This is a genomic window from Cellulomonas sp. zg-ZUI22 (assembly GCF_017353535.1).
In the GTDB taxonomy this organism is placed as follows: Bacteria; Actinomycetota; Actinomycetes; order Actinomycetales; family Cellulomonadaceae; genus Cellulomonas; species Cellulomonas wangleii.
The window spans coordinates 58,679-85,171 of the sequence record NZ_JAFMUZ010000003.1 but is presented as its reverse complement, the minus strand read 5'-3'; the positions used below and the strand labels follow the sequence as shown (position 1 = coordinate 85,171).

At 75.2% G+C, this 26,493-nt stretch carries 21 protein-coding genes; 17 read left to right on the top strand and 4 right to left on the bottom strand.

Features of this window, described 5'->3' with window-relative positions; genetic code table 11:
- Positions 1-149: 149 nt before the first annotated feature.
- The 5 genes from J1G43_RS11740 (at position 150) to J1G43_RS11720 (ending at position 4,914) form a co-directional block, all read left to right on the top strand.
- Positions 150-1,355 (top strand): SpoIIE family protein phosphatase, encoded by a 1,206-nt coding sequence (locus tag J1G43_RS11740; protein ID WP_307859567.1) that lies wholly within the window; start codon positions 150-152, stop codon positions 1,353-1,355.
- Complete coding sequence (locus J1G43_RS11735; RefSeq protein ID WP_207341344.1) at positions 1,352-2,956, top strand: ATP-binding protein; 1,605 nt, start codon at positions 1,352-1,354, stop codon at positions 2,954-2,956. The genes J1G43_RS11740 and J1G43_RS11735 overlap by 4 nt, the downstream gene beginning before the upstream one ends.
- Before the next feature lie 2 nt (positions 2,957-2,958).
- On the top strand, positions 2,959-3,396 hold the full coding sequence (locus J1G43_RS11730; protein WP_089801924.1) for a response regulator: 438 nt from the start codon (positions 2,959-2,961) through the stop codon (positions 3,394-3,396).
- A gap of 84 nt (positions 3,397-3,480) precedes the next feature.
- On the top strand, positions 3,481-4,425 hold the full coding sequence (locus J1G43_RS11725; protein ID WP_207378498.1) for a PAC2 family protein: 945 nt from the start codon (positions 3,481-3,483) through the stop codon (positions 4,423-4,425).
- A 285-nt stretch (positions 4,426-4,710) separates the two neighbouring features.
- The gene (locus J1G43_RS11720) at positions 4,711-4,914 is read left to right on the top strand and encodes a cold-shock protein (RefSeq protein ID WP_089801928.1); all 204 of its coding nucleotides are present in this window, start codon (positions 4,711-4,713) and stop codon (positions 4,912-4,914) included.
- An 82-nt stretch (positions 4,915-4,996) separates the two neighbouring features.
- On the opposite strand, the gene J1G43_RS11715 is transcribed toward J1G43_RS11720, so the two are convergent.
- Positions 4,997-5,923: a spermidine synthase gene (locus J1G43_RS11715; protein WP_207370695.1), complete on the bottom strand. Its 927-nt coding sequence runs from the start codon at positions 5,921-5,923 to the stop codon at positions 4,997-4,999.
- Positions 5,924-6,047: 124 nt separating this feature from the next.
- Between J1G43_RS11715 and J1G43_RS11710 the strand changes: the two genes are divergently transcribed.
- On the top strand, positions 6,048-6,530 hold the full coding sequence (locus tag J1G43_RS11710; RefSeq protein WP_242635672.1) for an SAV_6107 family HEPN domain-containing protein: 483 nt from the start codon (positions 6,048-6,050) through the stop codon (positions 6,528-6,530).
- A 149-nt stretch (positions 6,531-6,679) separates the two neighbouring features.
- Entirely contained in the window at positions 6,680-7,069 is a 390-nt protein-coding gene (locus tag J1G43_RS11705) for a DUF3040 domain-containing protein (RefSeq protein WP_207341341.1), read from the top strand.
- Between the two features lie 328 nt (positions 7,070-7,397).
- On the opposite strand, the gene J1G43_RS11700 is transcribed toward J1G43_RS11705, so the two are convergent.
- The 3 genes from J1G43_RS11700 to J1G43_RS11690 are packed head-to-tail and all read right to left on the bottom strand — an operon-like array spanning position 7,398 to position 12,048.
- A complete protein-coding gene (locus J1G43_RS11700; protein ID WP_207378497.1) occupies positions 7,398-9,812 on the bottom strand; it encodes a DUF3488 and transglutaminase-like domain-containing protein in 2,415 nt (804 codons plus the stop codon).
- Positions 9,809-11,050, bottom strand: coding sequence for a DUF58 domain-containing protein (locus J1G43_RS11695; protein WP_207341339.1), 1,242 nt, complete (start codon positions 11,048-11,050; stop codon positions 9,809-9,811). The genes J1G43_RS11700 and J1G43_RS11695 overlap by 4 nt, the downstream gene beginning before the upstream one ends.
- Positions 11,050-12,048, bottom strand: a complete 999-nt coding sequence (locus J1G43_RS11690; RefSeq protein ID WP_207370693.1) for a MoxR family ATPase — start codon at positions 12,046-12,048, stop codon at positions 11,050-11,052. Before J1G43_RS11690 ends, J1G43_RS11695 begins: the two co-directional genes overlap by 1 nt.
- Before the next feature lie 484 nt (positions 12,049-12,532).
- Between J1G43_RS11690 and mraZ the strand changes: the two genes are divergently transcribed.
- The 10 genes from mraZ to murC all read left to right on the top strand — a co-directional run bounded on the left by mraZ (position 12,533) and on the right by murC (position 26,296).
- A complete protein-coding gene (gene mraZ / locus J1G43_RS11685; protein WP_089802192.1) occupies positions 12,533-13,006 on the top strand; it encodes a division/cell wall cluster transcriptional repressor MraZ in 474 nt (157 codons plus the stop codon).
- 284 nt (positions 13,007-13,290) lie between these two features.
- The gene (gene rsmH / locus J1G43_RS11680) at positions 13,291-14,295 is read left to right on the top strand and encodes a 16S rRNA (cytosine(1402)-N(4))-methyltransferase RsmH (protein WP_207341337.1); all 1,005 of its coding nucleotides are present in this window, start codon (positions 13,291-13,293) and stop codon (positions 14,293-14,295) included.
- Positions 14,292-14,711, top strand: a complete 420-nt coding sequence (locus J1G43_RS11675) for a hypothetical protein (RefSeq protein ID WP_207341336.1) — start codon at positions 14,292-14,294, stop codon at positions 14,709-14,711. Before rsmH ends, J1G43_RS11675 begins: the two co-directional genes overlap by 4 nt.
- Before the next feature lie 119 nt (positions 14,712-14,830).
- Positions 14,831-16,729, top strand: a complete 1,899-nt coding sequence (locus J1G43_RS11670; protein ID WP_307859566.1) for a penicillin-binding protein 2 — start codon at positions 14,831-14,833, stop codon at positions 16,727-16,729.
- Between the two features lie 23 nt (positions 16,730-16,752).
- On the top strand, positions 16,753-18,312 hold the full coding sequence (locus J1G43_RS11665) for a UDP-N-acetylmuramoyl-L-alanyl-D-glutamate--2,6-diaminopimelate ligase (RefSeq protein ID WP_207378496.1): 1,560 nt from the start codon (positions 16,753-16,755) through the stop codon (positions 18,310-18,312).
- Positions 18,309-19,739 (top strand): UDP-N-acetylmuramoyl-tripeptide--D-alanyl-D-alanine ligase, encoded by a 1,431-nt coding sequence (murF, locus tag J1G43_RS11660; RefSeq protein ID WP_207378495.1) that lies wholly within the window; start codon positions 18,309-18,311, stop codon positions 19,737-19,739. The genes J1G43_RS11665 and murF overlap by 4 nt, the downstream gene beginning before the upstream one ends.
- Positions 19,736-20,818: a phospho-N-acetylmuramoyl-pentapeptide-transferase gene (gene mraY, locus J1G43_RS11655; protein WP_089801950.1), complete on the top strand. Its 1,083-nt coding sequence runs from the start codon at positions 19,736-19,738 to the stop codon at positions 20,816-20,818. The genes murF and mraY overlap by 4 nt, the downstream gene beginning before the upstream one ends.
- On the top strand, positions 20,819-22,288 hold the full coding sequence (gene murD / locus J1G43_RS11650) for a UDP-N-acetylmuramoyl-L-alanine--D-glutamate ligase (protein WP_207341332.1): 1,470 nt from the start codon (positions 20,819-20,821) through the stop codon (positions 22,286-22,288). It abuts the gene before it with no gap.
- Positions 22,285-23,553 carry a putative lipid II flippase FtsW gene (ftsW, locus tag J1G43_RS11645; RefSeq protein WP_207378494.1) on the top strand — a complete coding sequence of 423 codons (1,269 nt, stop codon included), beginning with the start codon at positions 22,285-22,287 and terminating at the stop codon, positions 23,551-23,553. Before murD ends, ftsW begins: the two co-directional genes overlap by 4 nt.
- Positions 23,546-26,296: a UDP-N-acetylmuramate--L-alanine ligase gene (gene murC / locus J1G43_RS19635; protein ID WP_207378493.1), complete on the top strand. Its 2,751-nt coding sequence runs from the start codon at positions 23,546-23,548 to the stop codon at positions 26,294-26,296. The genes ftsW and murC overlap by 8 nt, the downstream gene beginning before the upstream one ends.
- Positions 26,297-26,493 lie beyond the last annotated feature (197 nt).

The window sequence follows — 26,493 nt, the reverse complement described above, 5'->3', positions numbered from 1 at the left end:
GTCCATTATCCGCGACCCCGCACCCCCGGCGCACCGGGCACGCCGTCATCCGACCGTGGCGTCATCCGGGAGTGGCGGGATCGCCCGGATGCGGTCCGGCTGGCTTACAGTGCGTCCACACCGACGAAGGGATGCATGTGCACGGCTCTGTGGCGCCTGAGCAGGACGTGCGGTCCGGCGCACCCGGGGACGACGACGTGCCCCTGCGGATCCTCGTCGTCGAGGACGACGAGGGCGACGCGGTCCTGGTGCGCGAGCACCTGCAGGACGGGGGCCTGCCGCACGAGACGGTGTGGGTGCGCACGGTCGACGAGGCGCTGCTGCACCTCGACGCGGACTGCGTGCTCCTGGACCTCGGCCTGCCGGACGCGATGGGCCTGAGCGCGCTGCAGCGGGTGCTGGCCGCCGGCGCCCCGCCGGTGGTCGTGCTCACCGGCCTGACGGGCACGGACGCCGGCGTCGAGGCCGTCGCCGCCGGTGCGCAGGACTTCCTGGTCAAGGGCGACGTCGACGCTCAGCTGCTGGCTCGTGCCGTGCGCTACGCCGTGCAGCGCCGCCGCCTGGAGGACACCGGCCGGGCGCTCTACCGCAGCCTCGTGCGCGCGGCGGAGACGACCCGCCTGGAGCGTGCGCTGCTGCCGACGCCCGCCGTGCGCGACGACCGCCTCGAGGTGCGGGTCGGCTACCGGGCCGGCCGCGACGGTCTGCTCGGTGGCGACTTCTACGACGTCGTCGAGCGGCCGGACGGCACCGTGCTCGCGATGGTGGGTGACGTCTGCGGCCACGGACCCGACGAGGCAGCGCTCGGCGCCACCCTGCGCACGGCGTGGCGCACGCTCGTGCTCGCGGGGATCGCCGCCGACGACATCCTGGGCCTGCTGGAGCGTGTGCTCGCCGCCGAACGCGCGCGGCCGGAGGTCTTCACGACCGTCTCGATGCTCGCGGTGCACCCGGACCGGCGCACCGCCGACCTCTACCTCGCCGGGCACCCCGTGCCCCTGCGCCTCGGCCCGCCGTCGACCTTGCTGCCGTCCGGTGCCCGCGGTCGGGCGCTCGGCATCCCCGTGGGGGGCGGCTGGCCGGCCCAGCGGCTCGACCTGGGGGACTGCTGGCGGGTACTGCTCTACACCGACGGCCTGCTGGAGGCCACGGTCGGCGACGGCACGCAGCGGCTGGGCAAGGCCGGCCTGCTCGACGTGGCCGACGCCACCATGCTGGGCACCGCCGAGTCCGACGGTGCGCTGCGCCCCGACGAGGACCAGGTCCTGGGCCGGATGCTGTCGGCGGTGCGGGCGCGCCACGGGGGCGACCTCGTGGACGACGCCGCCGTCGTGCTCATCGGGTGGGACGGGTGAGCGCCGCCGCGACCACGGCGGGCGCACGGACCGGGACGACCCTGCGGCGACGTCTGACCGCGCTGCTCGTCTCGACCGGGGTGCTGCTCGGGCTGGTGCTCGTCGTCGCGGGCTTCGTGCTGTCCCGTGCGCTGACGTCCCAGCACGAGGTCACCGAGGTGTACTTCGACGCGGTCACGCGGGCCGACTCCGCGTACGTCCGTCTCGTCGACGCCGAGACCGCGGTCCGGGGGTTCGCGCTCACGGGTGACGAGATCACGCTCGAGCCGTACGACCGCTCGCGCGAGGCGGACGTCACGTTCACGGTCCTCGCGGACGAGCTCGCGCAGACCGCGCCGGACGCCGAGCTGGTCGCCGACGCGCGTGCCGCGGCGGACGCCGCGGACCGGTGGCACACGCAGTTCGCCGAGCCGATCATCGCGCAGGTCCGCGACCAGGGCGGCGAGGCGGTCTCGGCGGCCGAGGTCGAGGCCGGGCGCGTCCTGTTCGACGACGCCCGCGCCGCGATCGAGGCGTACCTCGACGAGCTCCGCAAGGACCGCGCGACGGCCGTGTCCGAGCTGGAGACCTGGACCACGGCGACGGGCGCCCTGGTGCTGCTGCTGGTGGCCGGAGCCGTCGCGATGGGCGTCTCGCTGTCGTTCGCGCTGCGCCGGTGGATCCTGCTGCCCCTGACGGACCTCGGGCAGGCGACCCGGGCCGTGACCCAGGGCGACCTCGGTCACGTGGTGCGCGTCGAGGGCCCGGGGGAGATCGAGCAGCTGGCCTCGGACGTCGAGCAGATGCGGCTCGGGCTGGTGACGCAGCTGGCCGAGCTGCGGTCGTCGCGCGAGGAGATCACCGAGGCCCACCAGCGGCTCACCGAGCAGGCGGAGGAGCTGCGCCGGTCCAACCGCGACCTCGAGCAGTTCGCCTACGTCGCCTCGCACGACCTGCAGGAGCCCCTGCGCAAGGTGGCGAGCTTCACGCAGCTGCTGCAGAAGCGGTACGGCGGCCAGCTCGACGAGAGGGCCGACCAGTACATCGACTTCGCCGTCGACGGCGCCAAGCGCATGCAGCGGCTCATCCAGGACCTGCTCGGGTTCTCCCGCGTCGGGCGCGTCGGCGGCGAGGTCGTCGACGTCGACCTGGCGGCCGCGCTGGCCCGTGCGCAGGACCAGCTCTCCGAGCGCATCGAGGAGTCCGGCGCGGTCGTCACGCACGACGAGCTGCCGGTGGTGCGCGGCGAGGAGCCGCTCCTGGTCCAGCTCTTCCAGAACCTCGTCGGCAACGCGGTGAAGTTCCGGCACCCGGACCGGCCGCCGGCCGTGCACGTCAGCGCGCACCGGGTCGAGGGCGCGTGGGAGATCGAGCTGCGGGACAACGGCATCGGCATCGAGGCGCAGTACGTCGAGCGCGTCTTCGTCATCTTCCAGCGCCTGCACGCCAAGGACCTCTACGAGGGCACGGGCATCGGCCTGGCCCTGTGCAAGAAGATCGTCGAGTTCCACGGCGGTCGCATCTGGATCCCCGAGACCGAGGGCGAGGGCACCACCATCCGGTGGACCCTGCCCGTCGCGGAGGACGAGACCCCCGGTGACGGGGACGACGGACGGAGCTGACAGTGTCGGATCAGAAGGTCATCGATGTGCTGCTGGTCGAGGACGACCCCGGCGACGTCCTCATGACGCGGGAGGCGTTCGAGCACAACAAGGTGCGCAACCGGCTGTCGGTCGTGGCGGACGGGGTCAGCGCCCTGGAGTTCCTGCGCAAGGAGGGCGAGCACGCCGACGCCCCCACGCCGGACCTCGTGCTGCTGGACCTCAACCTGCCCCGCATGGACGGGCGCGAGGTGCTCGAGGCCATGAAGTCCGACGAGACGATGCGCGCCATCCCGGTCGTCGTCCTGACGACGTCGGAGGCCGAGGAGGACGTCGTGCGCAGCTACTCGCTGCACGCCAACGCGTACGTCACCAAGCCGGTCGACTTCGACCGGTTCATCGACGTGGTGCGGCAGATCGACGAGTTCTTCGTCGAGGTCGTCCGGCTGCCCGGTCGCTGACGGGCGCCGCCGCCGGCCGGGAAGAGACCGGCCCGCGGGGGCGTTGTACCGCTCGACACCACGACGAGAGGTGAGTGCAGAGCGATGCTGGACCCCCGGGAGATCTACGACGTCGACCCCGACGTCGCCGCGAGCGTGGACGACGCCGCGCGGCGCGGTGCACGACCCGTGCTGGTGCACGCCGTGCGCGGGTTCGTCGACGCCGGGCACGCCGGGCAGGTCGCCGTGGACCACCTCGCCGCCCTCGGCGACGCGCAGCGCCTCGTCACCTTCGACGTCGACCAGCTCGTCGACTACCGCAGCCGACGGCCGGTGATGACGTTCGACGCCGGCTGGACCGACTACGACGCACCGGAGCTGGTCGTCGACCTGCTCCGGGACGCGCAGGGCGTGCCCTACCTGCTCCTGCACGGCCTGGAGCCGGACCTGCAGTGGGAGCGCTGGGTCGCCGCCGTCCGTCAGGTCGTGGAGCGCTTCGACGTCCCGCTGGTCGTCGGGCTGCACGGCATCCCGATGGGGGTTCCGCACACACGGCCCGTGTCGGTGACCGCGCACGCGACCCGCGCCGAGCTGGTGGCGGACCACACGTCGATGTTCGGCACGGTGCAGGTGCCGGCGAGCGCGGCAGCGCTGCTCGAGCTGCGCCTGGGGCAGTCCGGCCACGACGCGATGGGGTTCGCGGTGCACGTGCCGCACTATCTCGCGCAGTCGTCGTTCCCTGCGGCCGGGCTCGCCGGGCTGCGTCACGTGGAGCGGGCCACGGGCCTCGACCTGGGACTGTCCGCGCTCGAGCCCGCTGCAGCCGAGGTCATGCAGGAGATCGAGCGGCAGGTCGAGGGCTCCTCCGAGATCGCTGCGGTGGTCCAGGCGCTCGAGGAGCAGTACGACGCGTTCACCCGCAGCGTCGGGCGCACGAGCCTGCTGGCGCAGGCGACCGACCTGCCGACGGCCGAGGAGATCGGAGCCGAGCTGGAGCGGTTCCTCGCCGAGCAGACCGACCAGGGTGGCGGGGACGGTCCCACTCCCTGAGGAGCGCGGCGCGCGCGTCGTGACCGGATCGTTGTCACCCGCACCCGGGAGTCGTCCGATTTCGTGGCGTTCGCCACATCCGACGTGCGAGGATGCTCACCGTTGCAGTGGCGTACGGACGCTCGACCGGCCCGCTGCCCCTCGCCCTCCGGGGCGCGGTGCGCGGAACCATCGGGTCCCCGGCTGGCCGGGGATCGCACCACCCGGTGCTGGACGTGAGGCGCTGCGGCACGCCGCGGGCACCGGTCCGCGGTGGTCACCCGGTGGGACAGAAGGATGCAGGACATGGCACAGGGCGCGGTCAAGTGGTTCAACGCCGAGAAGGGCTACGGGTTCATCGCCCAGGACGACGGCGGCGCCGACGTCTTCGTCCACTACTCGGCCATCGACACGCAGGGCTACCGCTCGCTGGACGAGGGTCAGCGCGTGGAGTTCGAGATCACGCAGGGTCAGAAGGGTCCGCAGGCGGAGCACGTCCGCCCGCTGTGACCCGTGCCCGGCCTCGGTCGGGCACCTGCGGCGCACAGGGTCGCACCCGCACGGGTGCGACCCTGTGCCGTTCCCGGGCCCGTCACCCCGCGGGGTCCCCGGCCGGCTCCGGCTCGTCGGGCGTCGGCGGCTCGACCGTCGGATGCGGGTCGTGGCGCGGTGCCGCCGCGCCGGTGAGCGTGCGCACCTCGGCGCCCGTCACGAGGCGCGCAGGGACCGGGAGCGTGCGCAGCGTCCGTGCCAGGCCGGCGTCGTCGAGAAGGTCGGGGTCGTCGGTGGCGACGAGCAGCAGGTTGCCGTAGCGCCGCCCGCGCAGCTGTGCCGGCTCGGCGACGACGCCGACGTGGGGAAAGACCGCGGCCAGCGTCGCGAGCTCGGCGCGCGCCAGGGCGAGCGGGGGCCGGTCCGCGCAGTTCGCCACGTAGACGCCGCCGGGCCGCAGCACGCGCCGCACCTCGCGCGCGAACTCCACCGTCGTGAGGTGGTCGGGCGTCCGGTCGCCGGCGAACACGTCACGGGCGACCACGTCGTACGTGGCGTCGGCGAGCCCGGTCAGCTCCGCCCGCGCCTCGCCCGTGCGCAGGCGCAGCCGCGGTGCACGGGGCAGCGCGAACCACTCCCGTGCCAGGCGCGCGACGTCCCCGTCCAGCTCCACGGCGAGCTGGCGCGCCTCCGGGTGGCGGTGGGCGAGCGCCCGGGCCAGCGCGCAGCCGCCGGCGCCCAGGTGCAGCACGGTCAGGTCGGGGCGCCGCTCGGCGACCACCTCGACGACGGCGGCGGCCTGCTGCATGTACTCGAAGTCGAGCAGGCCCGGGTCGTCGAGGTCGACGAACGAGCTCGGGACGCCGTTGACGAGCAGGGTGGCGGCGCGCGGGCGGCCGGGCTCGGGGACGACCTCCACGGTGCCCGTCGCCACGGGGACAGGTCCGACCGGCCACGCGGGCGCCGTCGGGGCCGACCGGGATGTCGGTGGTCGGCGGGACGATGGGTCGCGACGTCGGGCAGCCACGCCGCCACCGTACGTGGTGAGGGTGCCGTGGGCGCACCGGTGCGGTGCGGGGCAGGCGCGGACCTCCCGGCCCCGGGGACCAGGGGGTGGGCAGGTGTTGACGTGTTCGAACAGGTGTTCGAAGATGGACGAGGCGGACGGGCCGCCGCGACGGGAGGTGCGGGCGATGGTCGGACGGGTGAGCCTGCTGCACGCAGCGACGGTTCCGCCGCAGAGCGCGGAGCTCCTCGCGCGCGCGGACGCCGAGCTGCTCGCGGCCCAGTTCTCCGGCGAGCCGTGGGAGATGTTCTCCCACGCGCACCTGGCGGCCCTGCGCGCCGGTGCGGCGCTCGTCGCCGCCCGGGGTCGTCCGTCGGGTCGCGGCGCGCCGCGGACCGTGTGGGGGATGCTCGACGCGGTCGCACCCGAGCTGCACCGGTTGTCGGCGCTCTTCGCCCAGGGGGCGTCGCTGCGTGCCGCGGTCGACGCGGGGCGTTTCGAGGCTGTCACGCTGGCCCGCGCTGAGCGGTCGCTGTGCGCGGCGGAGGACCTGGTCGACGCCGTGCGGGACGCCCTCGTGAGCGACGCAACGCCGTCGGAGGAGGACCAGGTCGCGATCGTCAGGTGAAACCGGGGCGGATACCGCCCCGGTGGTGGCGTCGGCACCGCTCCGTGCCGCATGATGATCGCCCTGCCGACGGTCGCTCGACTACCACCTTGGTGCCAGCCGATCTATCCTGAGGCCACATAGTCCACCGGAGTGCGACGGGGGTCGGGATGCCACTCTCCGAGTACGAGCAGCGCGTGCTCGAGCAGATGGAGCGCCAGCTGACGTCTGACGACCCTCGGCTCGCCAATACGCTGACGCGACGGGGCGGTCACCGACCTGTCACGCGCTACGTCATTGCCGGCGTCGGAGCAGCCGTCGGCCTCCTCCTGCTGGTCGTCGGGGCGGCGATGTCCGAGCCCTGGCTGGGTGCCATCGGTTTCGTCGTGATGTTCGCGGCGGTCGCGTTCGCCTTCGCCGCGCCACGCGGCGAGCCCACCGGACCCCAGGGCACGGTCGGCGCCGACGGCTCCGTGAGGCGTGCGCCTGCCGCGGGCCGCAAGCAGGGGTTCATGGCGCGCCTCGAGGAGCGGTGGGACCGCCGCCGCGAGGGTCACTGACCCGTCGTCGACGGCACTGGTCCGAGGGCACTGTTCGAGGGCACGGGTCCGACGGCATGTGTCCCTGCCCGTCGTCGCGCCGGGGCACTGCCGCCCGCGACGCGCGGGCCCGACGGGTTGACGGCGCGGAGCTGACGCACGGTCCGCAGCGGCGCCGGTCCGCCTCGGCCGACCGGCGCCCTCAGGTCTCGTGCCTGCCCCACGGTGGCGCCGAGGTACGGGCCCAGCGTGCCGCCTCGTCACGGCGCCCGGGCCGTGCGCATGTCCGGGTGCCGGGCGGCGACCGGGGAGCTGCACCCGCGCGTGCTGCCCGCCCCGCCGGACGCGGTCAGCCCGTGGGGACCGGGGTGCGCCCGGCTCCCTGCGCCAGGAGCTCACGGAGCCCGTCGCGGACCGCCTGCACCCAGCCGTCCAGCTCGTCGGCGGGGTGGACGGGCGGCGTCGGCGCGTAGCGTGTCCGCTCCACCGCGAGCGCGAGGTTCTCCAGCGCCGCGAGCGCCGGTCCGGACAGGCCGGTGCCTGTGCGCGTCTCGAGGGTGCGCTGCACGTGGCGGACCACACCGCGAGGGCTGGTCGAGCTGGACCAGTGGATGTCGATGCGGGAGAGCTCACGGCGCAGCGCGACCCACGCGTCGTCCGGGACGGTGGCGCGACGGCGACGCCGGGACAGCAGGTAGGCGGCGAGCACGCCACCCGCGGCGAGGAGCCCCATCCCCGCGAGCAGCAGGACGGTCGTCCACGGGGACTCCTCGTCGGCGGCGGCGCCCGGCGTCGCCGGCGCCGCGCTGGGCAGGGTGTTGGGCAGTGCGTCCTGCCCGCTGCGTCCGAGCTCGTCGGGAACCGAGCCCGGGGCTGTGATGCCGGTGAACGGGTCCGCCCAGGCCGGCGGGGGTCCGCTCTGCGAGGCGGGGGTCGGCTCGAACCGGACCCAGCCCAGCCCGTCGAAGTAGAGCTCGGGCCAGGCGTGCGCGAGCCGGCCGGTCACCACGTACGCACCGTCGTCGTCACGCTGGCCCGGAAGGAACCCGACGCCGATGCGGGAGGGGATGTCCAGGGTGCGCGCCATCATCGCCATCGCGGTGGCGAACTGGACGCAGTAGCCGCGGCGGTCCTCGAGGAAGTCCCACACCGCGTCGGTGCTCCGGGCGGGCGGGACCCGGGTGTCGTACGTGAAGTTGGAGGCCGAGCGGAGCCAGGTCTGCAGGTCGAGCGCACGCTCGTAGGCCGTGTCGGCGTCCGCGGTGACGTCGGCGGCCAGCGTCGCGATGTCGTCCCGGTGCTGGGTGTCGGGCACCGTCGTGTACAGGTCGAGGTCCGGGGGAGTGCCCACCGGGGTCCCGCGCAGGTCGTCCGCCGTGAGGGTCGGCACCTGGACCAGCATCTGGTAGGACAGGCCCGCACCGGTCGAGCGACGACCGACCACCTCGTCGCGCTGCGGGTCGTACCCCCAGGTGCCCTCCACCGCGACGGTGCGGGGGAAGGTCGGGACCGGCAGGCGTCGCTCGCGCAGCGCCCCCACCTCGATCTCGACCCGGGCGAGGGTGCCGGCGGCCGCGTCGGGTGCGGTGCCGCGCAGCAGCGGGTCGGACGACAGGAGCGTCGTGGGGTCCCACGGTGCGAGCTCGTCCGCCTCCGTCCGGTTCCACAGGCGTCCGTCGAACTCCGCCATGGTGAAGGCTCGTAGCGGTCCGACCAGGCGTGCGTCCACCGCCGGCGGCGGTGCCGGCGTGGGGCTCGGCGTGGCACCGGCGTCCTGCCCGGCGGGGCTGCCGGGCGCCGCCAGGGCGTCCACCCCGGTGTCGGTCTCGGCGTCGGTCCCTGCGTCGGCGGGCGGCCCGGTGGCGGCGTCCGCGGTGGGTGCGGCTGCCGCGTCGGCCGCTGCCGCGTCGTCGGCGGCCGTGGCGGGGTCGCCCGCTGCGGGGTCGGTGACCCGGTAGGTGAGGACGACCTGCGCGGACCGCGTGCCCAGGCTCTCGCGCAGGTCAAGGTCGTCGCTCAGCTCCAGCGGGCCGATCGGGCCGTCTCCGAACGTCGGCAGGGCGACGCTCGCCCAGCCGGGCAGCTGCATCAGGGAGGGGCCGGCGAGGACGCTCGAGCCGACCAGCGCCACCCCCGCCACGACGGCGGTGGCGGCGCGCCGTGCCCGGCCCGCCTGGGCGTGCAGGGGTGCCGCACCGTAGGCGAGCAGCGCGAGGTACGCGGCCGCTGTCCAGAACACGGGGGCCGCACCGGCAGGGAACCCCAGGACGATCGCCGGCACCCACAGCGCCAGCAGCGGCAGGCCGGCGACCGCGGGGAAGCGCAGGCCGAGCACCGCGGCGTCCACCAGGAGGAAGACGACGAGCCCGCCGACGACCAGGAGCATCTCCGAGGGGCGGATGTCGGGCATCGGGACGAAGGAGTCGTTGACGACGACCACGCCCTGGCGCGCGGTCGCCCAGGCGCGCCGCGCCGCGTCGAGGTCGGGCAGGAACTGGGGGCGCCCGGGGGGTGCGCCGTACCGGAGCACGACGCCCACGAGCGCCACGAGCGCCCCGACGAGGGTCGGCGGCCACCAGCGGCGTGAGGCGGCCCGTGCCAGGGTCGTGGCGACCGCCACGAGGAGGACACCGACGCACGCCACGACGAGCCACCGTCGCCCGGCGACGAGCCCGGCGAGCGCGAGCAGACCGGCCCACGTCGCGACGACGCAGAGCGCCGCACCCACGACCGCGCGGGTGCCCTGCTCCGGTCCGGCGTTCACCGGGTGCTCCCCAGCAGGCGCAGCCAGCAGGCCACCGGGTCCTCACCGGTCGTCACCTGCGCGACCCGCCACCCCGCGCGCCGCAGCGCCGTGGCGGTGAGCTGGCTCTCGCGGGCGTCACCGGCGTTCCGGCCGTCGGCACGCACGACGGCCCAGCCCTGCCCGGCGTCGCCCAGGTGCGCGAACGCACCGCACCCTGCCGGCGACATCGGGCCGACCACGGCCAGCACGATCTCACCGGCGGTCCGCGTCGTGTCGAGCCTGCGGGTGGCGTCGAGCACGGCGGCCTCGGCGTCGTTCGCGGTGCGCGCCGGCGACAGGTCGAGCGTGAGGTCGAGCAGGGCCGCACGGGCCTCGGGCCCGCTGCGCGCGTGCACGTGGGGCGCCGGGGTCCTGCTGCCGGCCGGGACGAGCCGGACGGGGTGACCGCTGTCGAGCATGGCCAGGGCCATCGACGCCGCGAGGGAGATGGTCCACTCGGTGGCGGTGGCGCGCACGGGCAGGTCGAGCAGGACCGTCACGGGTCGCATGCCGGCACGTTCGTCCGAGCGGACGAGCAGCGCGCCGCGGCGTGCGCTCGACCTCCAGTGGACGCGCCGCAGGTCGTCGCCGTCGCGGTAGTCGCGCAGGTTGGCGTCGTCGGTCGACGGCGTCCGCGCCCCGAGGGCGACGCGGTCGGGCTCGCCCACGAGCACGTCCGAGGGGGCGGGCAGCGCCACGACGGCCGGCCACACCGCGACGCGGGACTCGGTGCCCAGCGTGGTGCGCGAACGCACCACCCCGAACATGTCGGTCCGTGTGACCACGAGGGGACCGAGGGGCCAGCGGCCGCGCTGCGAGGCGTGCACGGGGTAGCGGACGGTGGCGTGGTCGGGCGCCCGGGCGACCCGGGCGCGCAGGGCGCGGCCGCCGGAGAGCTCCACGGCGGCCTGTTCCGAGAAGCGCAGCCCGGCGAGCCGGGCCCGGCCCGCACGGTCCGTCGCGCGGATGTCCACGCGGACCTCCGCGTCCTGGCCGGCGTGCACCGGGTCCGGGCGGACTTCGCGGTGCACCTCCAGCCCTCGACGGCCTCGGGTCGCGTCCACCACGAGGGCCGCGACGAGCGCGGCGACGGGCAGCGCCAGGAGGAGCACGCCGACGCGGACGAGGTCGAGCGAGCCCAGCCCGATGCCCGCCTGCAGGCCGACGACACCCGCCGCCGCGAGCGCCCAGCCCCGGGGCGTCGGGCGTCGGTCCATCAGCCCAGCACGCGCCGCGCCCGGGCGAGGGGCTCGGGCGCCGGCAGCGAGGTGCGGGCCACGATGTCGGTCACCACGTCCTGGGTCGTGCGCCCGGACAGGCGTGACTCGGTGCTGGGCAGGAGCCGGTGCGCGAGCACGGGCCCCGCGAGCTCCTGCACGTCGTCGGGCAGGACGTGGTCCCGCCCGGACATCGCGGCGAGGGACTTCGAGGCCCGCAGGAGCTGGATCGCGGCCCGCGGCGACGCCCCCAGGCGCAGCCCGGTGTCCTCGCGGGACGCCGTCACGAGCGCGACGATGTACCGCTTGATGGACGGCGCCGCGTACAGCCGGCGGGCGAGATCGATGTACCCCTGCACCTGAGCAGCATCCGTCACGGGACGCATGCGTGCCAACGGGTCGGCGTCCTCCTGCTGGTCGAGCATCTCCAGCTCGGACTCCACGCTGGGGTAACCCACCGTCAGGCGCGCCATGAACCGGTCGCGCTGCGCCTCGGGGAGCGGGTAGGTGCCCTCCATCTCGACCGGGTTCTGCGTCGCGACGACCAGGAACGGGCGCGGCAGCGGGTACGTGCGGCCGTCGACCGTCGCCTGCGCCTCCTGCATGCACTCGAGCAGGGCCGACTGGGTCTTGGGTGACGCCCGGTTGATCTCGTCACCGATGACGACGTGCGCGAAGACGGGTCCGGGGCGGAACTCGAACTCGTGGGTCTGCGCCCGGAAGATGTTGACGCCGGTGAGGTCGCTCGGCAGCAGGTCGGGCGTGAACTGGATCCGGCCGACCTGGGCGTCGATGCTGCGGGCGATCGCCTTGGCGAGCGTCGTCTTGCCGACGCCCGGGACGTCCTCGAGCAGCAGGTGCCCCTCGGCCAGCAGGACGGCGAGCGACACCCGCACGAGGTCCGGGCGGCCCGTCACGACCGACTCGATCCCGGCCCGGAGGCGGGCGGCTGTCTCGACGAGTCCGTCGAGCTCGTGCGGGGACGGCAGTGGCTGCATGTGGACGACTCCCTCGGCGACTGGAACGAGAGTACGCATGAGTGGTCGTCCGCGGGCGAGGTTCACCCGGACCGTGCGTCGACCCGGTGCCCCGGACGTGCGCGGACGCGCCCCCCGGGGGCCGTTCGGGTGTCGACCTCGCGACCCCCCACATCCCTCCACGGCGGCCCCCACGGCACGTGCGTCGCGGTCGCCGGGGGAGAGGTATGCCGCCTTGTCCCGGGTTCGTCCCCGTCCCCCCGTGCCGAGGCGGTTCCGGGGCGCGCCGGGCCCTCCATTTCGCTCCACGACGTTGACCTGGGAGGACGCTCACCAGACGGGTGAACTTGGCCTCTTGACAAGATGCTGGTGGAGGGAAGTGGAGTACCGTGGAGGCACGTGGGGAGAGCGGGTGGCATCTCGCTCGCGGGGTGGCTCAGCAGTGCTCGGGCAGCCCCGCCGCGTGGGGGGTCCACGGATCCGGGACGAGCAGGAGGGGAGTGAGGTGTCGTATGAACCGACAGGCGCCTACGGCTCCTTCGCGCCCTTCCTCGGGACGTACACGCCGCGCCTGGACGACAAGGGCCGGCTCATCCTCCCGGCGAAGTTCCGGCCGCAGCTGGCCGGGGGCCTCGTCATGACACGCGGGCAGGAGCGCTGCCTGTTCGTGCTGCCGATGGACGAGTTCCGCCGGATGCACGACCAGCTGCGGACCGCACCGGTCACGAGCAAGCAGGCGCGTGACTACCTGCGGGTGTTCCTGTCCGGGGCCAGCGACGAGCTGCCCGACAAGCAGGGCCGCATCTCCATCCCGCCGATGCTCCGCACCTACGCGGGGCTCGACCGGGACGTCGCCGTCATCGGCACCGGTACCCGGGTCGAGATCTGGGATCTCGCAGCCTGGGAGACCTACTTGTCCGAGCAGGAGGCGGGTTACGCCGACACGACCGAGGAGGTCTTCCCGAACGGCCCGTTCTGAGCCGTCGGCCGGCCCCCGGGCCACCGCGTCGCCCCCGCACCCTTCCGCACCGCCGTCACCGGCACCGCCGTGGACGGCACGGCCCGTCCACCCCGTCGTCCTCACCCGTCCGTCGAGACCTCCTCCCGTCCTCTCTGACGCCACTTCCCCGGCGCCAGAGGGTCGGTGGGGGATCTGGCCGGGCGGTGGAGGGATCGTCCGGCCATCTCCATGTCCCACCAGCACCACCAGTCACACGGGCACCAGCAGTCACGTCAGCAGCACTGTCAGAGCGAGGAGGGGCGATGAGCGAGCAGACCGGCGCCGGTGCGTCGTCGCGGCACACGCCCGTCCTCCTGCAGCGCTGCCTCGACCTGCTCGCCCCCGCCCTCGCGGCCCCGGGCGCCGTCATGGTCGACTCCACGCTCGGCATGGGCGGGCACACCGAGGGCGTGCTGCGCGCGTTCGACCACGTCCGGGTCGTCGGCATCGACCGCGACCCGCAGGCGCTGGCGCTCGCGAGCGAGCGGCTCGCGCCGTTCGGTGAGCGGTTCACGCCGGTGCACGCGGTGTACGACGAGATCCGTGAGGTGCTCGACCGGCTCGGCATCCCCGAGGTGCAGGGCGTCCTCATGGACCTCGGCGTCTCCTCGCTGCAGCTCGACGAGGCGGAACGCGGGTTCGCCTACGCGCAGGACGCCCCCCTCGACATGCGCATGGACCCGACCACGGGCCCGACCGCGGCCGACGTGCTCAACACGTACGACGAGCGGGACATCGCGCGCGTGCTGCGGGTGTACGGCGAGGAGCGGTTCGCGGCCCGCATCGCGCGCGGCGTCGTCCGGCGCCGGCAGCAGGCGCCCCTGACGCGGACGTCCGAGCTCGTCGACATCGTGCGCGCCGGCGTGCCGGCCGCGACCCGCCGCACCGGCGGCCACCCGGCCAAGCGGACGTTCCAGGCGCTGCGCATCGAGGTGAACGGGGAGCTCGCCGCCCTCGAGCGGGCGGTGCCGGCGTCGGTGGAGGCGCTCGCGGTCGGCGGTCGGATCGTCGTCGAGTCGTACCAGTCGCTCGAGGACCGGATCGTCAAGCGCGCGCTCGCGGCGGGAGCCACGTCGAGCGCCCCGCCCGACCTGCCGGTCGAGCCCGCGACCCACACGCCCTACCTGCGCCTGCTCACCCGGGGAGCGGAGGAGGCCGACGCCGACGAGCTCGCCCGCAACCCCCGCTCCCAGTCCGTCCGCCTGCGCGCCGCCGAGCGACTGCGCCCCACCCCCGACCACCTGCGCACCCCGAGGAGAGCCGCATGAGCGCCCAGCCCTTGGCCGCCGCCCGCACCGGTGCCGCGCGTGCGTACCCGCTGCCCGCTCGCCCCGCGGCCGCGCCGCCGCCGCGCCTGCGGGTCGTCCGGGCACCGGCCCAGGCCCGCTCGCGCGTGCCGTTCGTCCTCGCGTGCATGGCCGTGCTCGGCGGTGCGCTGCTCGCGGCGCTGCTGCTGAACACCCAGATGGCGTCGCTGGCGTTCGAGCGCTACGAGCTCTCGAACGAGCTCGGCCGGCTGCGGCAGGACCGGATGGACCTGGTCGCCCAGCTCGACGCGCGGTCCTCGCCGACGCAGCTGGCCGAGGCCGCACGTGCTCGCGGCATGGTGGAGGCGAACGGCACCGGCTGGCTGCGGCTCGCGGACGGCAGCGTCCAGGGGGCCCCGGCACCCGCCGACGGATGAGCCCGCGCGCGACCGGCCCGGCGACGCCGGGCGTCCGGCCGGCCCGGCGCCAGCCGGCGGTGCGCGTCGACCCGCGCGTCGCGACCGCCCGTCCGGGCACCCGTGGCACGGTGGGCCGCGTGGACGAGCGCGCCGGCACGGTGCCGCGCCGACGGCCCGGCCAGGAGCCGACCGCCCGACGTGCGGCGACGCCCGCACGCCCGGCCGCCGCCGTCCCGCCCGCGCGCGGGGGCGGCGGGCGCCCGCCCGTGCGGGGTGGTGGCCGTCCGCCGGCACCGGCCGTGCCGCCGACCGTCGTGGCGTCGCGCCCGCGCATGCTGACGCTGGTCGTCGTGCTCGCCCTGGTCCTGGTGACGTTCGCGGGCCGGCTGGTGCACGTGCAGGTCCTCGCCGGCCCCGAGCTGGCGCAGGAGGCACGGGAGAACCGGATGACGACCGCCTCGGTCATCGGGGCACGCGGTGAGGTGACCGACGCCAACGGCGTCGTCCTCGCGACGTCGGTCGAGCGGTACGACATCTCCGTCAACCAGCAGCGGATCGCGCGCTACCAGGCGCGCGGGTCGACGGTCGGGCTGGACGGCGCCGCCGGCGTCGCGGCCCGGCTGGCGCCGCTGCTGGACATGAACGCCGCGGAGCTCGGCGGCAAGCTCGTCGGCGACCGGCCCTTCGTCTACGTCAAGAAGAACGTGCTGCCGGAGGTGGCGCGGGAGATCCGTGCGCTGCGGATCGACGGCGTCAACGTCGACAAGGTCCCGGACCGGGTGTACCCCAAGGGCACGGTCGCGGGGAACATCGTCGGATTCGTCAACTCCGAGGGCGTCGGGCTGCAGGGTCTGGAGTCCTCGCTGGACGAGAAGCTCCGGGGGGTCAAGGGCACCGAGCGCTTCGAGCGCGGCAAGGGCGGTCAGCCGATCCCCGGGGGTGCGAGCGAGCAGACCCCTGCGCGCGACGGCAGCTCGGTGCGCCTGACGCTCGACTCCGACCTGCAGTGGAAGGCCGAGGAGGAGCTGCGCAAGCAGGTGGCCGCGATGGGCGCGACCGGCGGCACGGTCGTCGTCATGCGACCGACGGGGGAGGTGCTCGCGCTGGCGGAGTCCACCGCGTTCGACCCGAACGACCCGGGCGCCCTCGGCACGGGCTCGCTGACCCGCAGCGTCTCCGACGTGTTCGAGCCCGGGTCGACCGGGAAGGTCGTGACGATGGCCGCTGCGCTCGAGGAGGGGCTCGTCGGCCCCACCGACCGCTTCACCGTCGCCGACCGGCTGACGACGCCCAACGGCCAGACCTTCAAGGACTCGCACGACCACCCCGTGCAGCAACTCACCGCGACGGGCGTCTTCGCGGAGTCGTCCAACACCGGCACGATCCAGATCGGCGAGCGGCTGTCGCTGGAGCAGCGCCACCGGTACCTGTCGCTGTTCGGGTTCGGCAGCCGCACGGGTATCGAGATCCCGGGCGAGTCCGGGGGCATCCTGCACCCGTACGACGAGTGGGACGGCCGCTCGCAGTACGCCGTGCTGTTCGGTCAGGCGGTGTCCGTGAACGCCCTGCAGGCCGCGAGCGTCTTCGCGACCATCGCCAACGGGGGTGTCCGCGTGGCGCCGCACCTGGTGGCGGGGTGGACCGACCCCGACGGGGCGTACGCGCCGCGCCCGGCGCCCGAGGGGACCCGGGTGGTCTCCGAGCAGACGGCGGGCACCGTGCTGTCGATGATGGAGAGCGTCGTCGACGACGGGACCGGCGGCAACGCCGCGATCCCCGGGTACCGGGTCGCGGGCAAGACCGGCACGGCGCAGAAGTTCGCGCCCGCGGGCATCACGGCGTCGTTCATCGGCGTCGCGCCTGCGGACGACCCGCAGGTCGTCACGGCGGTCATCCTGCACGACCCCAGCGCCTCGATCTTCGGCGGCACGGCGGCCGCACCGGTCTTCTCGACCGTCACGTCGTACGCCCTGCAGCAGCTGGGGGTCGCGCCCTCCGGGACGCCCGCGTCGCTGTTCCCGGCGACGTGGGAGTGAGTCGGCGGGGTAGATTTCTCCCCATGACGTCCCCCCTGGGCCGGCTGCGCCCCGAGCACCCGCCGGTCCGCAGGGTCGACGACCTCGCCGCCGCGTTCGGCCTGCGGGTCGACGGCCCCGCGGAGGGTGTGACGGCCACCGGTGTGACCATGTCCAGCGCCGACGTCGAGCCGGGGGACCTGTTCGTCGCGGTGCCCGGCCTGCGCGTCCACGGGGCACGGTTCGCCGCCGAGGCGGTCGCGCGCGGGGCGGTGGCGGTCCTCACCGACACCGAGGGCGCCGAGCTCGTCCCCGCGGGTGTGCCCGTCCTGCTCACCGACGACCCCCGCGCCCTGGCCGGGCCGGTCGCGGCCTGGGTGCTCGACGACCCCGCGTCGCGGCTCGTGACGGTGGGCGTCACCGGGACGAACGGCAAGACCACCACCACCTACTTCGTCGACGCGGCGCTGCGCGCCCGGCACGCCGTGACGGCCGTGCTCGGCACCGTCGAGCTGCGGATCGGCGACGACGCCGTCGAGAGCCCTCGCACCACCGTCGAGGCACCCGTCCTGCAGTCGCTGCTGGCGCTGGCCCACGAGCGGGGCGCGACCGCGCTGACCACCGAGGTCTCGTCGCACGCGCTCGCGCTGGGACGCGTGGGCGGCGTGCAGTTCGACGTCGTCGGCTTCACCAACCTGCAGCGCGACCACCTGGACTTCCACGGCGACATGGAGGGGTACTTCCGCGACAAGTCGCGGCTGTTCGCCCCCGGCCAGGCCCGCCGCGGCGTCGTCGTCGTCGACGACGAGTGGGGCCGGCGGCTCGCGCAGGAGTCCCCGATCCCCGTCGAGACCGTGAGCACGCGCGTCGGCGCACCGCAGGCGGCACAGGCCGACTGGGCGGTCGTCGAGGCCGACGTCGGCCTGGACGGCGTCGGCTCACGCTTCGTCCTGCGCGGCCCCGACGGCGCCCGCCACGAGGCGCACAGCCCGCTGCCGGGCCTGGTCAACGTCTCGAACGCCGCGCTCGCCGTGGTGGTCGCGCACGCCGCGGGCGTACCCGTCGACGCGGCGGCCGAGGCCGTGGGGCGCGCGCACGCGATCCCGGGCCGCATGGAGCGGGTGGTCGAGCGCGGCGACGGCTGGCCGCTGTGCCTGGTCGACTACGCCCACACGCCGGACGCGCTCGAGCTCGCGCTCGAGGCGGTGCGGCCCATCACGCCCGGCCGGCTCGTGCTCGTGTACGGCTCGGACGGCGACCGTGACCGCGGCAAGCGCCCGATCATGGGGCAGGTCGGCGCCCGGCTGGCCGACGTGCTGGTCGTCACCGACGAGAACCCGCGCTCGGAGGACCCCGCGTCCATCCGGGCCGCCATCCTCGAGGGCGTGCGCGACGTGCGCCCCGACCTGGCCGACGTGCACGAGGCCACGAGCCGTGCGCAGGCCATCCGCGAGGCCCTTCGTCTGGCAGGACCGGACGACACCGTGATCGTCACGGGCAAGGGCCACGAACCGACCCAGGAGATCGCCGGGGTGTTCCACCGCTACAACGACCGAGACGTGTTCCTCGCCGCCCGCGCCGAGCGCCGGGAGCAGCACGCGTGATCGCCCTCACAGCGGCCGAGATCGCGGCCGCCACGCACGGCACCCTGGCCGACGTCGCCCCCGAGCACGTGGTGGCCGGCCCCGTCGTCACCGACTCGCGGGAGGTGCTGCCCGGCGGGCTGTTCGTCGCGTTGCCCGGCGAGCACGTCGACGGGCACGACTTCGCCCCCGCGGCCGTGGCGGCCGGCGCCTCGCTCGTCCTGGCCGCGCGCCCGCTGCCGGGGCTGCCGTGCGTCGTGGTGCCCGACGTGGAGCGCGCGCTGGGCGACCTGGCACGCGACGTGCTGGTGCGGCTGCGGGACGCGGCCGCGCAGCCCGGCGGGTCCGGCCTGCGCGTCATCGGGATCACCGGCTCGGTCGGCAAGACGACGACCAAGGACGTGCTCGCGCAGGTGTGCGGTGCGGCCGGCCCCACGGTCGCCCCCGTGCGCTCGTTCAACAACGAGATCGGGCTGCCGCTGACGGTGCTGCGCGCCGACGAGCAGACCCGGTTCCTCGTGCTCGAGATGGGCGCGAGCGGCCCCGGTCACCTCACGTACCTCACGGACATCGCCCCGCCGGACGTCGCCGTGGTGCTGGTCGTCGGGCAGGCCCACCTGGGCGGCTTCGGCGGCGGCATCGACGGGGTCGCACGCGCCAAGGCGGAGATCGTCGCGGGGCTGGTGCCGGCCGGGACCGCGGTGCTCAACGCCGACGACCCGCGGGTGCGCGCCATGGCGGCCGTGGCCCCCGGACCGGTCGTGCTGTTCGGGGCGTCCCCCGACTCGCGGGTCCAGGCGCAGGACGTGCGCCTCGACGCGCTGGGCCGAGCGCGGTTCCGGCTCGTGCACGTCGAGGGCGACGTCCGCGAGGAGCGTCCCGTGGAGCTGCGACTCGTCGGCGAGCACCACGTGCACAACGCGCTCGCCGCGGCCGCGGCGGCGCTGACGGCCGGCATCGCGCTCGACGACGTCGTGGCCGGCCTGTCGGCCGCCGACGCCCTGTCGCCGCACCGCATGCACGTCGTGGACCGCCCGGACGGCGTCACCGTCGTGGACGACTCCTACAACGCCAACCCCGACTCGATGCGGGCCGCGCTCAAGGCGCTGGCGGTCATCGCCGGGCGGCAGCGGCGCTCGGTCGCCGTGCTGGGCGAGATGCTCGAGCTCGGCGAGGAGTCCCGCACCGCGCACGACGCGATCGGGCGGCTCGTGGTGCGGCTCAACATCGGCCTGACGGTGGTCGTCGGCGACGGGGCGCGCGCCATCCGCGACGGCGCCAACCACGAGGGCTCGTGGGGCGACGAGGTCGTCCTGGCCGACGACGTCGACGCCGCCGCCGCGTTCCTGGCCGACGAGCTGCGCCCGGGTGACGTGGTGCTCGTGAAGTCCTCGTTCGGCGCCGGTCTGTGGCGCCTGGGCGACCGGCTCGTGGGGGCCGACGCATGAGGGCCGTCCTCATCTCCGGCGGCATCTCGATGCTCGTCGCGCTGCTCGGCACCCCGCTGTTCATCCGCTTCCTGGTCAAGCGGCAGTACGGGCAGTTCATCCGGCAGGACGGCCCGACCGCGCACTTCACCAAGCGCGGCACGCCGACGATGGGCGGCGTCGTCATCATCGGCGCGACGCTCGTCGGCTGGGGGCTCGGCCTGCTGCTCACGGGCACGACGCCCAGCGCGTCGGCCCTGCTGGCGCTGTTCCTCATGACCGGCCTGGGGGTCGTCGGGTTCCTCGACGACTTCATCAAGATCTCGCGGCAGCGTTCCCTCGGACTGAGCCCGCTGTGGAAGATCGTCGGCCAGGGCGTCGTCGGTGTCGTGTTCTCGGTGCTGGCGCTGCAGTTCCCCAACGAGCAGTTCCGTACCCCGGCGTCGACCCGGATCTCGTTCATCCGCGACACAGGGCTGGACCTGGCGTTCGCCGGTGCGACCGTCGGCCTGGTCCTGTTCGTCATCTGGGCGAACTTCCTCATCACCGCCTGGTCCAACGCCGTGAACCTCACCGACGGTCTCGACGGGCTCGCGACCGGTGTCTCGCTCATCGTCTTCGGGGCGTACGTGCTGGTCGGGGTCTGGCAGTTCAACCAGACGTGCCAGAAGCTGCTGTCCGCGGGGCCACGCTGCTACGAGACGCGCGACCCCCTGGACCTGGCGGTCGTGGCCGCGGCCATCACCGGTGCCCTGTTCGGCTTCCTGTGGTGGAACGCGAGCCCCGCGAAGATCTTCATGGGGGACACCGGGTCGCTCGCGCTGGGCGGGGCGCTGGCGGCGCTGACGATCCTCACGCGCACCGAGATCCTCGGGGCGATCATCGGCGGTCTGTTCGTCCTCATCGTGCTCTCGGACGTCATCCAGATCGGCTTCTTCAAGATGACCGGCAGACGCGTCTTCAAGATGGCACCGCTGCACCACCACTTCGAGCTGTCGGGGTGGGGCGAGGTGACGATCGTCATCCGGTTCTGGATCATCGCCGGCCTGTTCGTCGCGCTCGGGGTCGGCATCTTCTACGCGGAGTGGGTGGCGCAGTAGGTGGACGCACGCTTCGACGGTCGCACGGTGCTCGTCGCCGGCCTGGGCGTCTCCGGGCGCGCCGCGGCGCAGGTCCTGAGGGACCGTGGCGCGCGGGTGGTGACGTTCGACGAGCACGCCCCCGAGGCCGATGCCGCGGACGTGGCCGGGCTCGTCGCCGAGGGCCTGCGCGGGGCCGACCTCGTCGTGACCTCCCCGGGTCTGCCCCCGACCCACCCGGTCCTCGCCGCGGCGGGGGAGCGCGGGGTTCCGGTGTGGAGCGAGGTCGAGCTCGCGTGGCAGGTCCGCGTGCCGCGCGACGGCGGCGACGGGCAGCCCGCCCCCTGGCTCGCGGTCACGGGGACCAACGGCAAGACGACGACCGTCGGCATGCTCGAGTCGATCCTGCGTGCGGCGGGACGGCGCACCGTCGCCGTGGGCAACGTGGGCACGCCCGTGGTGCTGGCGGCCGTGGACCCGGCGCTGGACGTGCTGGCGGTCGAGCTGTCGAGCTTCCAGCTGCACCACACGCACTCGATGTCCGCGCAGGCGGCGGCCGTGCTCAACGTCGCGCCGGACCACCTCGACTGGCACGGCTCGCTGGCCGCGTACGCCGCGGACAAGGGGCGCATCTACGAGCGGGCGCAGGTCGCGTGCGTGTACGACGCGACGGACCCGGTCACCGAGGACCTCGTCCGCGAGGCCGACGTGGTCGACGGGTGCGTCGCCGTCGGGTTCACGCTCGGGATGCCCGGCGTCGGGCAGCTCGGACTCGTCGAGGACGTGCTGGTGGACCGGGGCTTCGCCCGGCTGCGCCACACGCACGCCGCCGAGCTCGGCACGCTCGCCGACCTCGCGCAGCTCGCGGGCCCGGCCGGGGTGGTCCCGCCCCACGTGGTGCGCAACGCGCTCGCGGCCGCCGCGCTGGCGCTCGCCCACGGTGTCGACCCCGTGCACGTCCGCGACGGGCTGCGCGGCTTCGCCCCCGGGGCGCACCGCATCGTGACCGTCGGCCGCGTCGACGACGTGGCGTACGTGGACGACTCCAAGGCGACCAACGCGCACGCCGCCGCCGCCTCCCTCGCCGCCTTCGAGCCCGGGTCGGTCGTGTGGATCGCGGGCGGGCTGGCCAAGGGCGCGCAGTTCGACGACCTCGTCCGCACCCGGCGCGACCGGCTGCGCGGGGTCGTCCTGCTCGGGGTGGACCGTGCGCCGCTGCGCGAGGCCCTCGCCCGACACGCACCGGATGTCCCGGTGATCGAGCTGGACGCCGGTGACACTGAGCCGGTGATGACGCGCGCCGTGCACAGCGCGCGCCGGCTGGCGGCCGGCGCGCCCGAGGGCGTGCCCGTCACGGTCCTGCTCGCCCCCGCGTGCGCGTCGATGGACCAGTTCACGTCCTACGCCGCCCGCGGCGACGCGTTCGCGGCGGCCGTGCGGTCGCTGCACGGCGAGGTCGGGCAGGAGCGGCAGGCGGACGGTCGGCAGTGACCGCCGACGCGCCCCCGCGCCCCCGCACGGCTCCCACCCGCACGGTCACACCGCCCGGCGGTACGCCGGAGGTCCGTGAACCGTCCTTCCTGGGCACGTGGAACTCGGCCGTCACCAGCTACTACGTGCTGCTGGGCTCGACGTTCCTGCTGGTGGCGATCGGCCTGGTCATGGTGCTGTCGAGCTCGAGCGTCGAGTCGCTGGCGGCGGGGGACTCGCCGTACGCGGTCTTCCTCAACCAGGCGCGGTACGCGCTCATCGGGCTGCCGGTGCTGCTGCTGATGTCGCGGTTGCCGGTCCGTGCGGTGCGGGCGCTCGCGTGGCCCGTGCTCGGCGGCGCGATCGCCTTCCAGATGCTGGTGTTCACCCCGCTGGGCTGCGGCGAGGGCGGGAACCTCAACTGGGTGTGCCTGCCCGGGTTCTCGGCGCAGCCGTCGGAGGTCGTCAAGCTCGCGCTGGCGATCTGGCTCGGTGCGCTGCTCACGCGCAAGCTCCCCCTGCTGCACGAGTGGAAGCACGCCCTGGTGCCCGTCGTGCCGGTCGCGGGGATCGCGATCGGCGTCGTGCTGCTGGGCCACGACCTCGGCACGGCGATGGTGATGGTCCTGCTGGTCGCGGGCGCGATGTTCGTGGCCGGCGTGCCGCTGCGCATCTTCGGGTTCGCGGCGCTGCTGGCCGCGGGCGGCGTGGCGGCGCTCACGCTCGGCAGCCGGAACCGCGTCAACCGGATCATGTCCTGGCTCTCGGACGAGTGCGACAAGACCAACGAGTGCTACCAGAGCCTGCACGCCGGCTACGGCCTGGCCACCGGCGGCGTCAGCGGCGTCGGCCTGGGGCAGAGCGCCGAGAAGTGGTCGTACCTGCCGGCGGCCCACAACGACTTCATCTACGCGATCCTGGGGGAGGAGCTCGGCCTCGTGGGCACCCTGCTCGTGCTCGGTCTGTTCGCGCTCCTCGCGTTCGCGATGGTGCGCATCATGCGCCGGCACCCCGACCCGTTCGTCAAGATCACGACGGCCGCCGTGTTCGCGTGGGTCGTCGGCCAGGCGGCGGTCAACATCGCCGTCGTCATCGGCCTCGCGCCCGTGATCGGCGTGCCGCTGCCGCTGGTCTCCGCCGGCGGGTCGGCGCTCATCATGACGATGGCCGCCCTGGGGCTCGTGCTGTCCTTCGCCCGTACCGAGCCGGGCGCCGCGGAGGCTCTCGCGGCCCGTGCCTCGGTCGTGCGCCGCTCTCTCGCCGTGATCGGACGTACCCGTGGCTGACGCGACCTCCGTCCTCCTGGCCGGCGGCGGGACCGCCGGCCACGTCAACCCGCTGCTGGCCGTGGCCGACGAGCTGCGTCGGCGCCACCCCCACGGACGGTTCGCCGTCCTCGGTACGGCCGAGGGCCTGGAGGCCCGGCTCGTGCCGGAGCACGGGTACGACCTGGCCGTGGTGCCCCGCGTCCCCCTGCCGCGCCGCCCCACCGTCGACTGGCTGCACCTGCCCGGCCGGCTGGGTGCCGCCGTGCGTGCGGCCGAGGACGCCATCGCGCAGATCGACGCCCAGGTGGTCGTCGGGTTCGGCGGGTACGTGGCCACGCCCGCGTACCTCGCTGCCCGGCGCCGCGGCATCCCCGTCGTCGTGCACGAGCAGAACGCGCGGCCCGGCCTGGCCAACCGCCTCGGCGCACGCTGGGCCGCCGCCGTCGCCGTCACCTTCGAGGGCACCGCGCTGCCCGGCGCGCAGGTCACCGGCCTGCCGCTGCGGACCGTGGTGCAGGACCTGCTCGCGGCGCGCGCGTCCGACGCCGCGGCCGCACGGCGCGCGGGCGCCGACGCGCTGGGGCTCGACCCCGACCTGCCGACCCTGCTGGTGACCGGCGGCTCCCTGGGGGCGCTGAGCATCAACCGCGCCGTCGCCGGGGCGGCGGGTGCGCTGCTCGCCACCGGTGCCCAGGTGCTGCACCTGACCGGGCGGGGCAAGGCCGACGAGGTCCGGGCGGCCACCGCCGCCGTGCCCGGTGCGGAGCGGTACCACGTCCTGGAGTACCTGACCGCGATGGACCGGGCGCTGGCCGTCGCGGACGTCGTGGTCGGCCGGGCGGGCGCGGGGACGGTCTGCGAGCTGGCCGCGCTCGGGATCCCGGCCGTCTACGTCCCCCTGCCGATCGGCAACGGCGAGCAGCGCCTCAACGCGGCCGGCGTGGTCGCGGCCGGCGGCGGCGTGCTCGTCGAGGACGGCGACCTGACGCCGGCCTGGGTCAGCGAGCACCTCCCGGTCCTGCTGGCCGGCGACACCGGGGCCGAGACCCGGGCACGCATGGGTGCGGCCGCCGCGCGGGTGGGCGTCCGGGACGGCGCCGCGCGCGTCGCGCGGCTCGTCGAGCAGCAGCTGCCCGCCCACCTGCGGACCGCCACCCCGCAGCACCGCACGCCCCCGGCGCACGCACCGGCCGTGGCCGACCCGGGTGAGCGCGGGCCGGTGGCGCTGGCCGACCTCGGCCGCGTGCACCTCGTCGGCATCGGCGGTGCCGGGATGTCCGCGGTCGCACCGCTGCTCGCCGCGCGCGGGCTCGCCGTCAGCGGGTCCGACGCCCACGACGGCCCGGCGCTGGCCGGGCTGCGGGCCGCCGGTGTGACGGTGCACGTCGGTCACGACGCGGCGCACGTCGACGACGTCGACACCGTCGTCGTCTCGTCCGCCGTCCGCGCGTCCAACCCGGAGGTCGCCCGTGCCCGGGAGCGGGGCCTGCCGGTGCTGCACCGCTCGGAGGCGCTTGCCGCGCTCATGGCCGACCGCGACGCCGTGGCCGTCGCCGGAGCGCACGGCAAGACCACGACCTCGGGGATGATCGCCGCGGCCCTCGTGCACGCCGGCGCCGACCCCTCGTTCGCGATCGGCGGCGTGGTCCGCGCGACCGGGGGCACGCTCGGCGGCGCCCGGCACGGGGCCGGGCCCTTCGTCGCCGAGGCCGACGAGTCCGACGGCTCCTTCCTGGCGTACGAGCCGCTGGTCGCGGTCGTCACCAACGTCGAGCCGGACCACCTCGACCACTACGGCACGCGCGAGCGGTTCGAGGCGGCGTTCGAGCGCTTCGCGGACCGGGTCCGCGACGGTGGGCTGCTGGTCGCCTGCGCGGACGACCCGGGCGCGGCGCGTCTCGTCGCCGCGACGCGTGCCCGGCTGGCCGCGCGAGGGGTCGCGGTGCGCACCTACGGCACCGGCCCGGACGCCGAGGTGCGCGTCTCGCCCAGCGAGCGGAGCACCGGCGGGCGGTGGCGGGTCACGCTGACGCCCCGCGACGAGCCCGCCGTGACGCTCCACCTGCAGGTCGCCGGCGCCCACAACGCGCTCGACGCGGCGGCGGCGTGGTGCGCGCTGCGGCGGCTGGGTGTCGACGCGCAGCAGGCTGCCGACGGGCTCGACGACTTCGTCGGGACGGGGCGGCGGTTCGAGGACCGCGGCACGGCCGGCGGGGTGCGGGTGGTCGACGACTACGCGCACCACCCCACCGAGGTCGCCGCCGTCCTGCGGGCCGCCCGTGAGGTGGCCGACGGCGGTCGCGTGGTCGTGCTGTTCCAGCCGCACCTGTTCTCGCGGACGCGGACGTTCGCGCGGGAGTTCGGCGAGGCGTTCGACCTCGCGGACGCGGTCGTCGTGACGGACGTGTACGCCGCGCGCGAGGACCCGGACCCCACCGTCACGGGAGCCCTGGTGGTCGAGCACGTGCCGACGCCGGGCAAGGCCGTGTTCGTGCCGGGACGGGTCGACGCCGCCCGGGCGGTCGCCGCGCTCGCGCGGCCCGGTGACCTGCTGCTGACCGTCGGTGCCGGGGACGTGACGGAGCTCGCGCCCGTCGTGCTCGCCGAGCTCGCCGAGCGCGCTCCGGACGCGGGCGCCGCGGAGGACCGCGACACCCACGCGGACGGCACCCACGCGGACGGCACCCACGCGGACGACACCCACGCGGACGGCACCCACGCGGACGGCGCGGTGGAGCCCCGGGACGGTGCGCGGCCGTGAGCCCGCAGCGTCCACCGGCACCGCGCCCGGGACGCCCGTCGCCCACCGCACGTCCCGCCGCCCCGCGTCGGACCGCGGGTCGCCGCGCGGTCCGGGGGGACGACCCCGCGCCGCGCAGCGCGCCGACGGGTCCGGTCCCCGCACCGCCCGCCACCTCGACGCCCACCCCCTCGACGCCCACCCCCTCGACGCCCACC

Coding starts and splice junctions, on each gene's coding strand:
- J1G43_RS11725 (WP_207378498.1), top strand. CDS start 3,481: ATGCTGGACCCCCGGGAGATCTACGACGTCGACCCCGACGTCGCCGCG.
- J1G43_RS11720 (WP_089801928.1), top strand. CDS start 4,711: ATGGCACAGGGCGCGGTCAAGTGGTTCAACGCCGAGAAGGGCTACGGG.
- J1G43_RS11710 (WP_242635672.1), top strand. CDS start 6,048: ATGGACGAGGCGGACGGGCCGCCGCGACGGGAGGTGCGGGCGATGGTC.
- J1G43_RS11705 (WP_207341341.1), top strand. CDS start 6,680: ATGCCACTCTCCGAGTACGAGCAGCGCGTGCTCGAGCAGATGGAGCGC.
- J1G43_RS11695 (WP_207341339.1), bottom strand. CDS start 11,050: ATGGACCGACGCCCGACGCCCCGGGGCTGGGCGCTCGCGGCGGCGGGT.
- J1G43_RS11690 (WP_207370693.1), bottom strand. CDS start 12,048: ATGCAGCCACTGCCGTCCCCGCACGAGCTCGACGGACTCGTCGAGACA.
- rsmH (WP_207341337.1), top strand. CDS start 13,291: ATGAGCGAGCAGACCGGCGCCGGTGCGTCGTCGCGGCACACGCCCGTC.
- J1G43_RS11675 (WP_207341336.1), top strand. CDS start 14,292: ATGAGCGCCCAGCCCTTGGCCGCCGCCCGCACCGGTGCCGCGCGTGCG.
- J1G43_RS11665 (WP_207378496.1), top strand. CDS start 16,753: ATGACGTCCCCCCTGGGCCGGCTGCGCCCCGAGCACCCGCCGGTCCGC.
- mraY (WP_089801950.1), top strand. CDS start 19,736: ATGAGGGCCGTCCTCATCTCCGGCGGCATCTCGATGCTCGTCGCGCTG.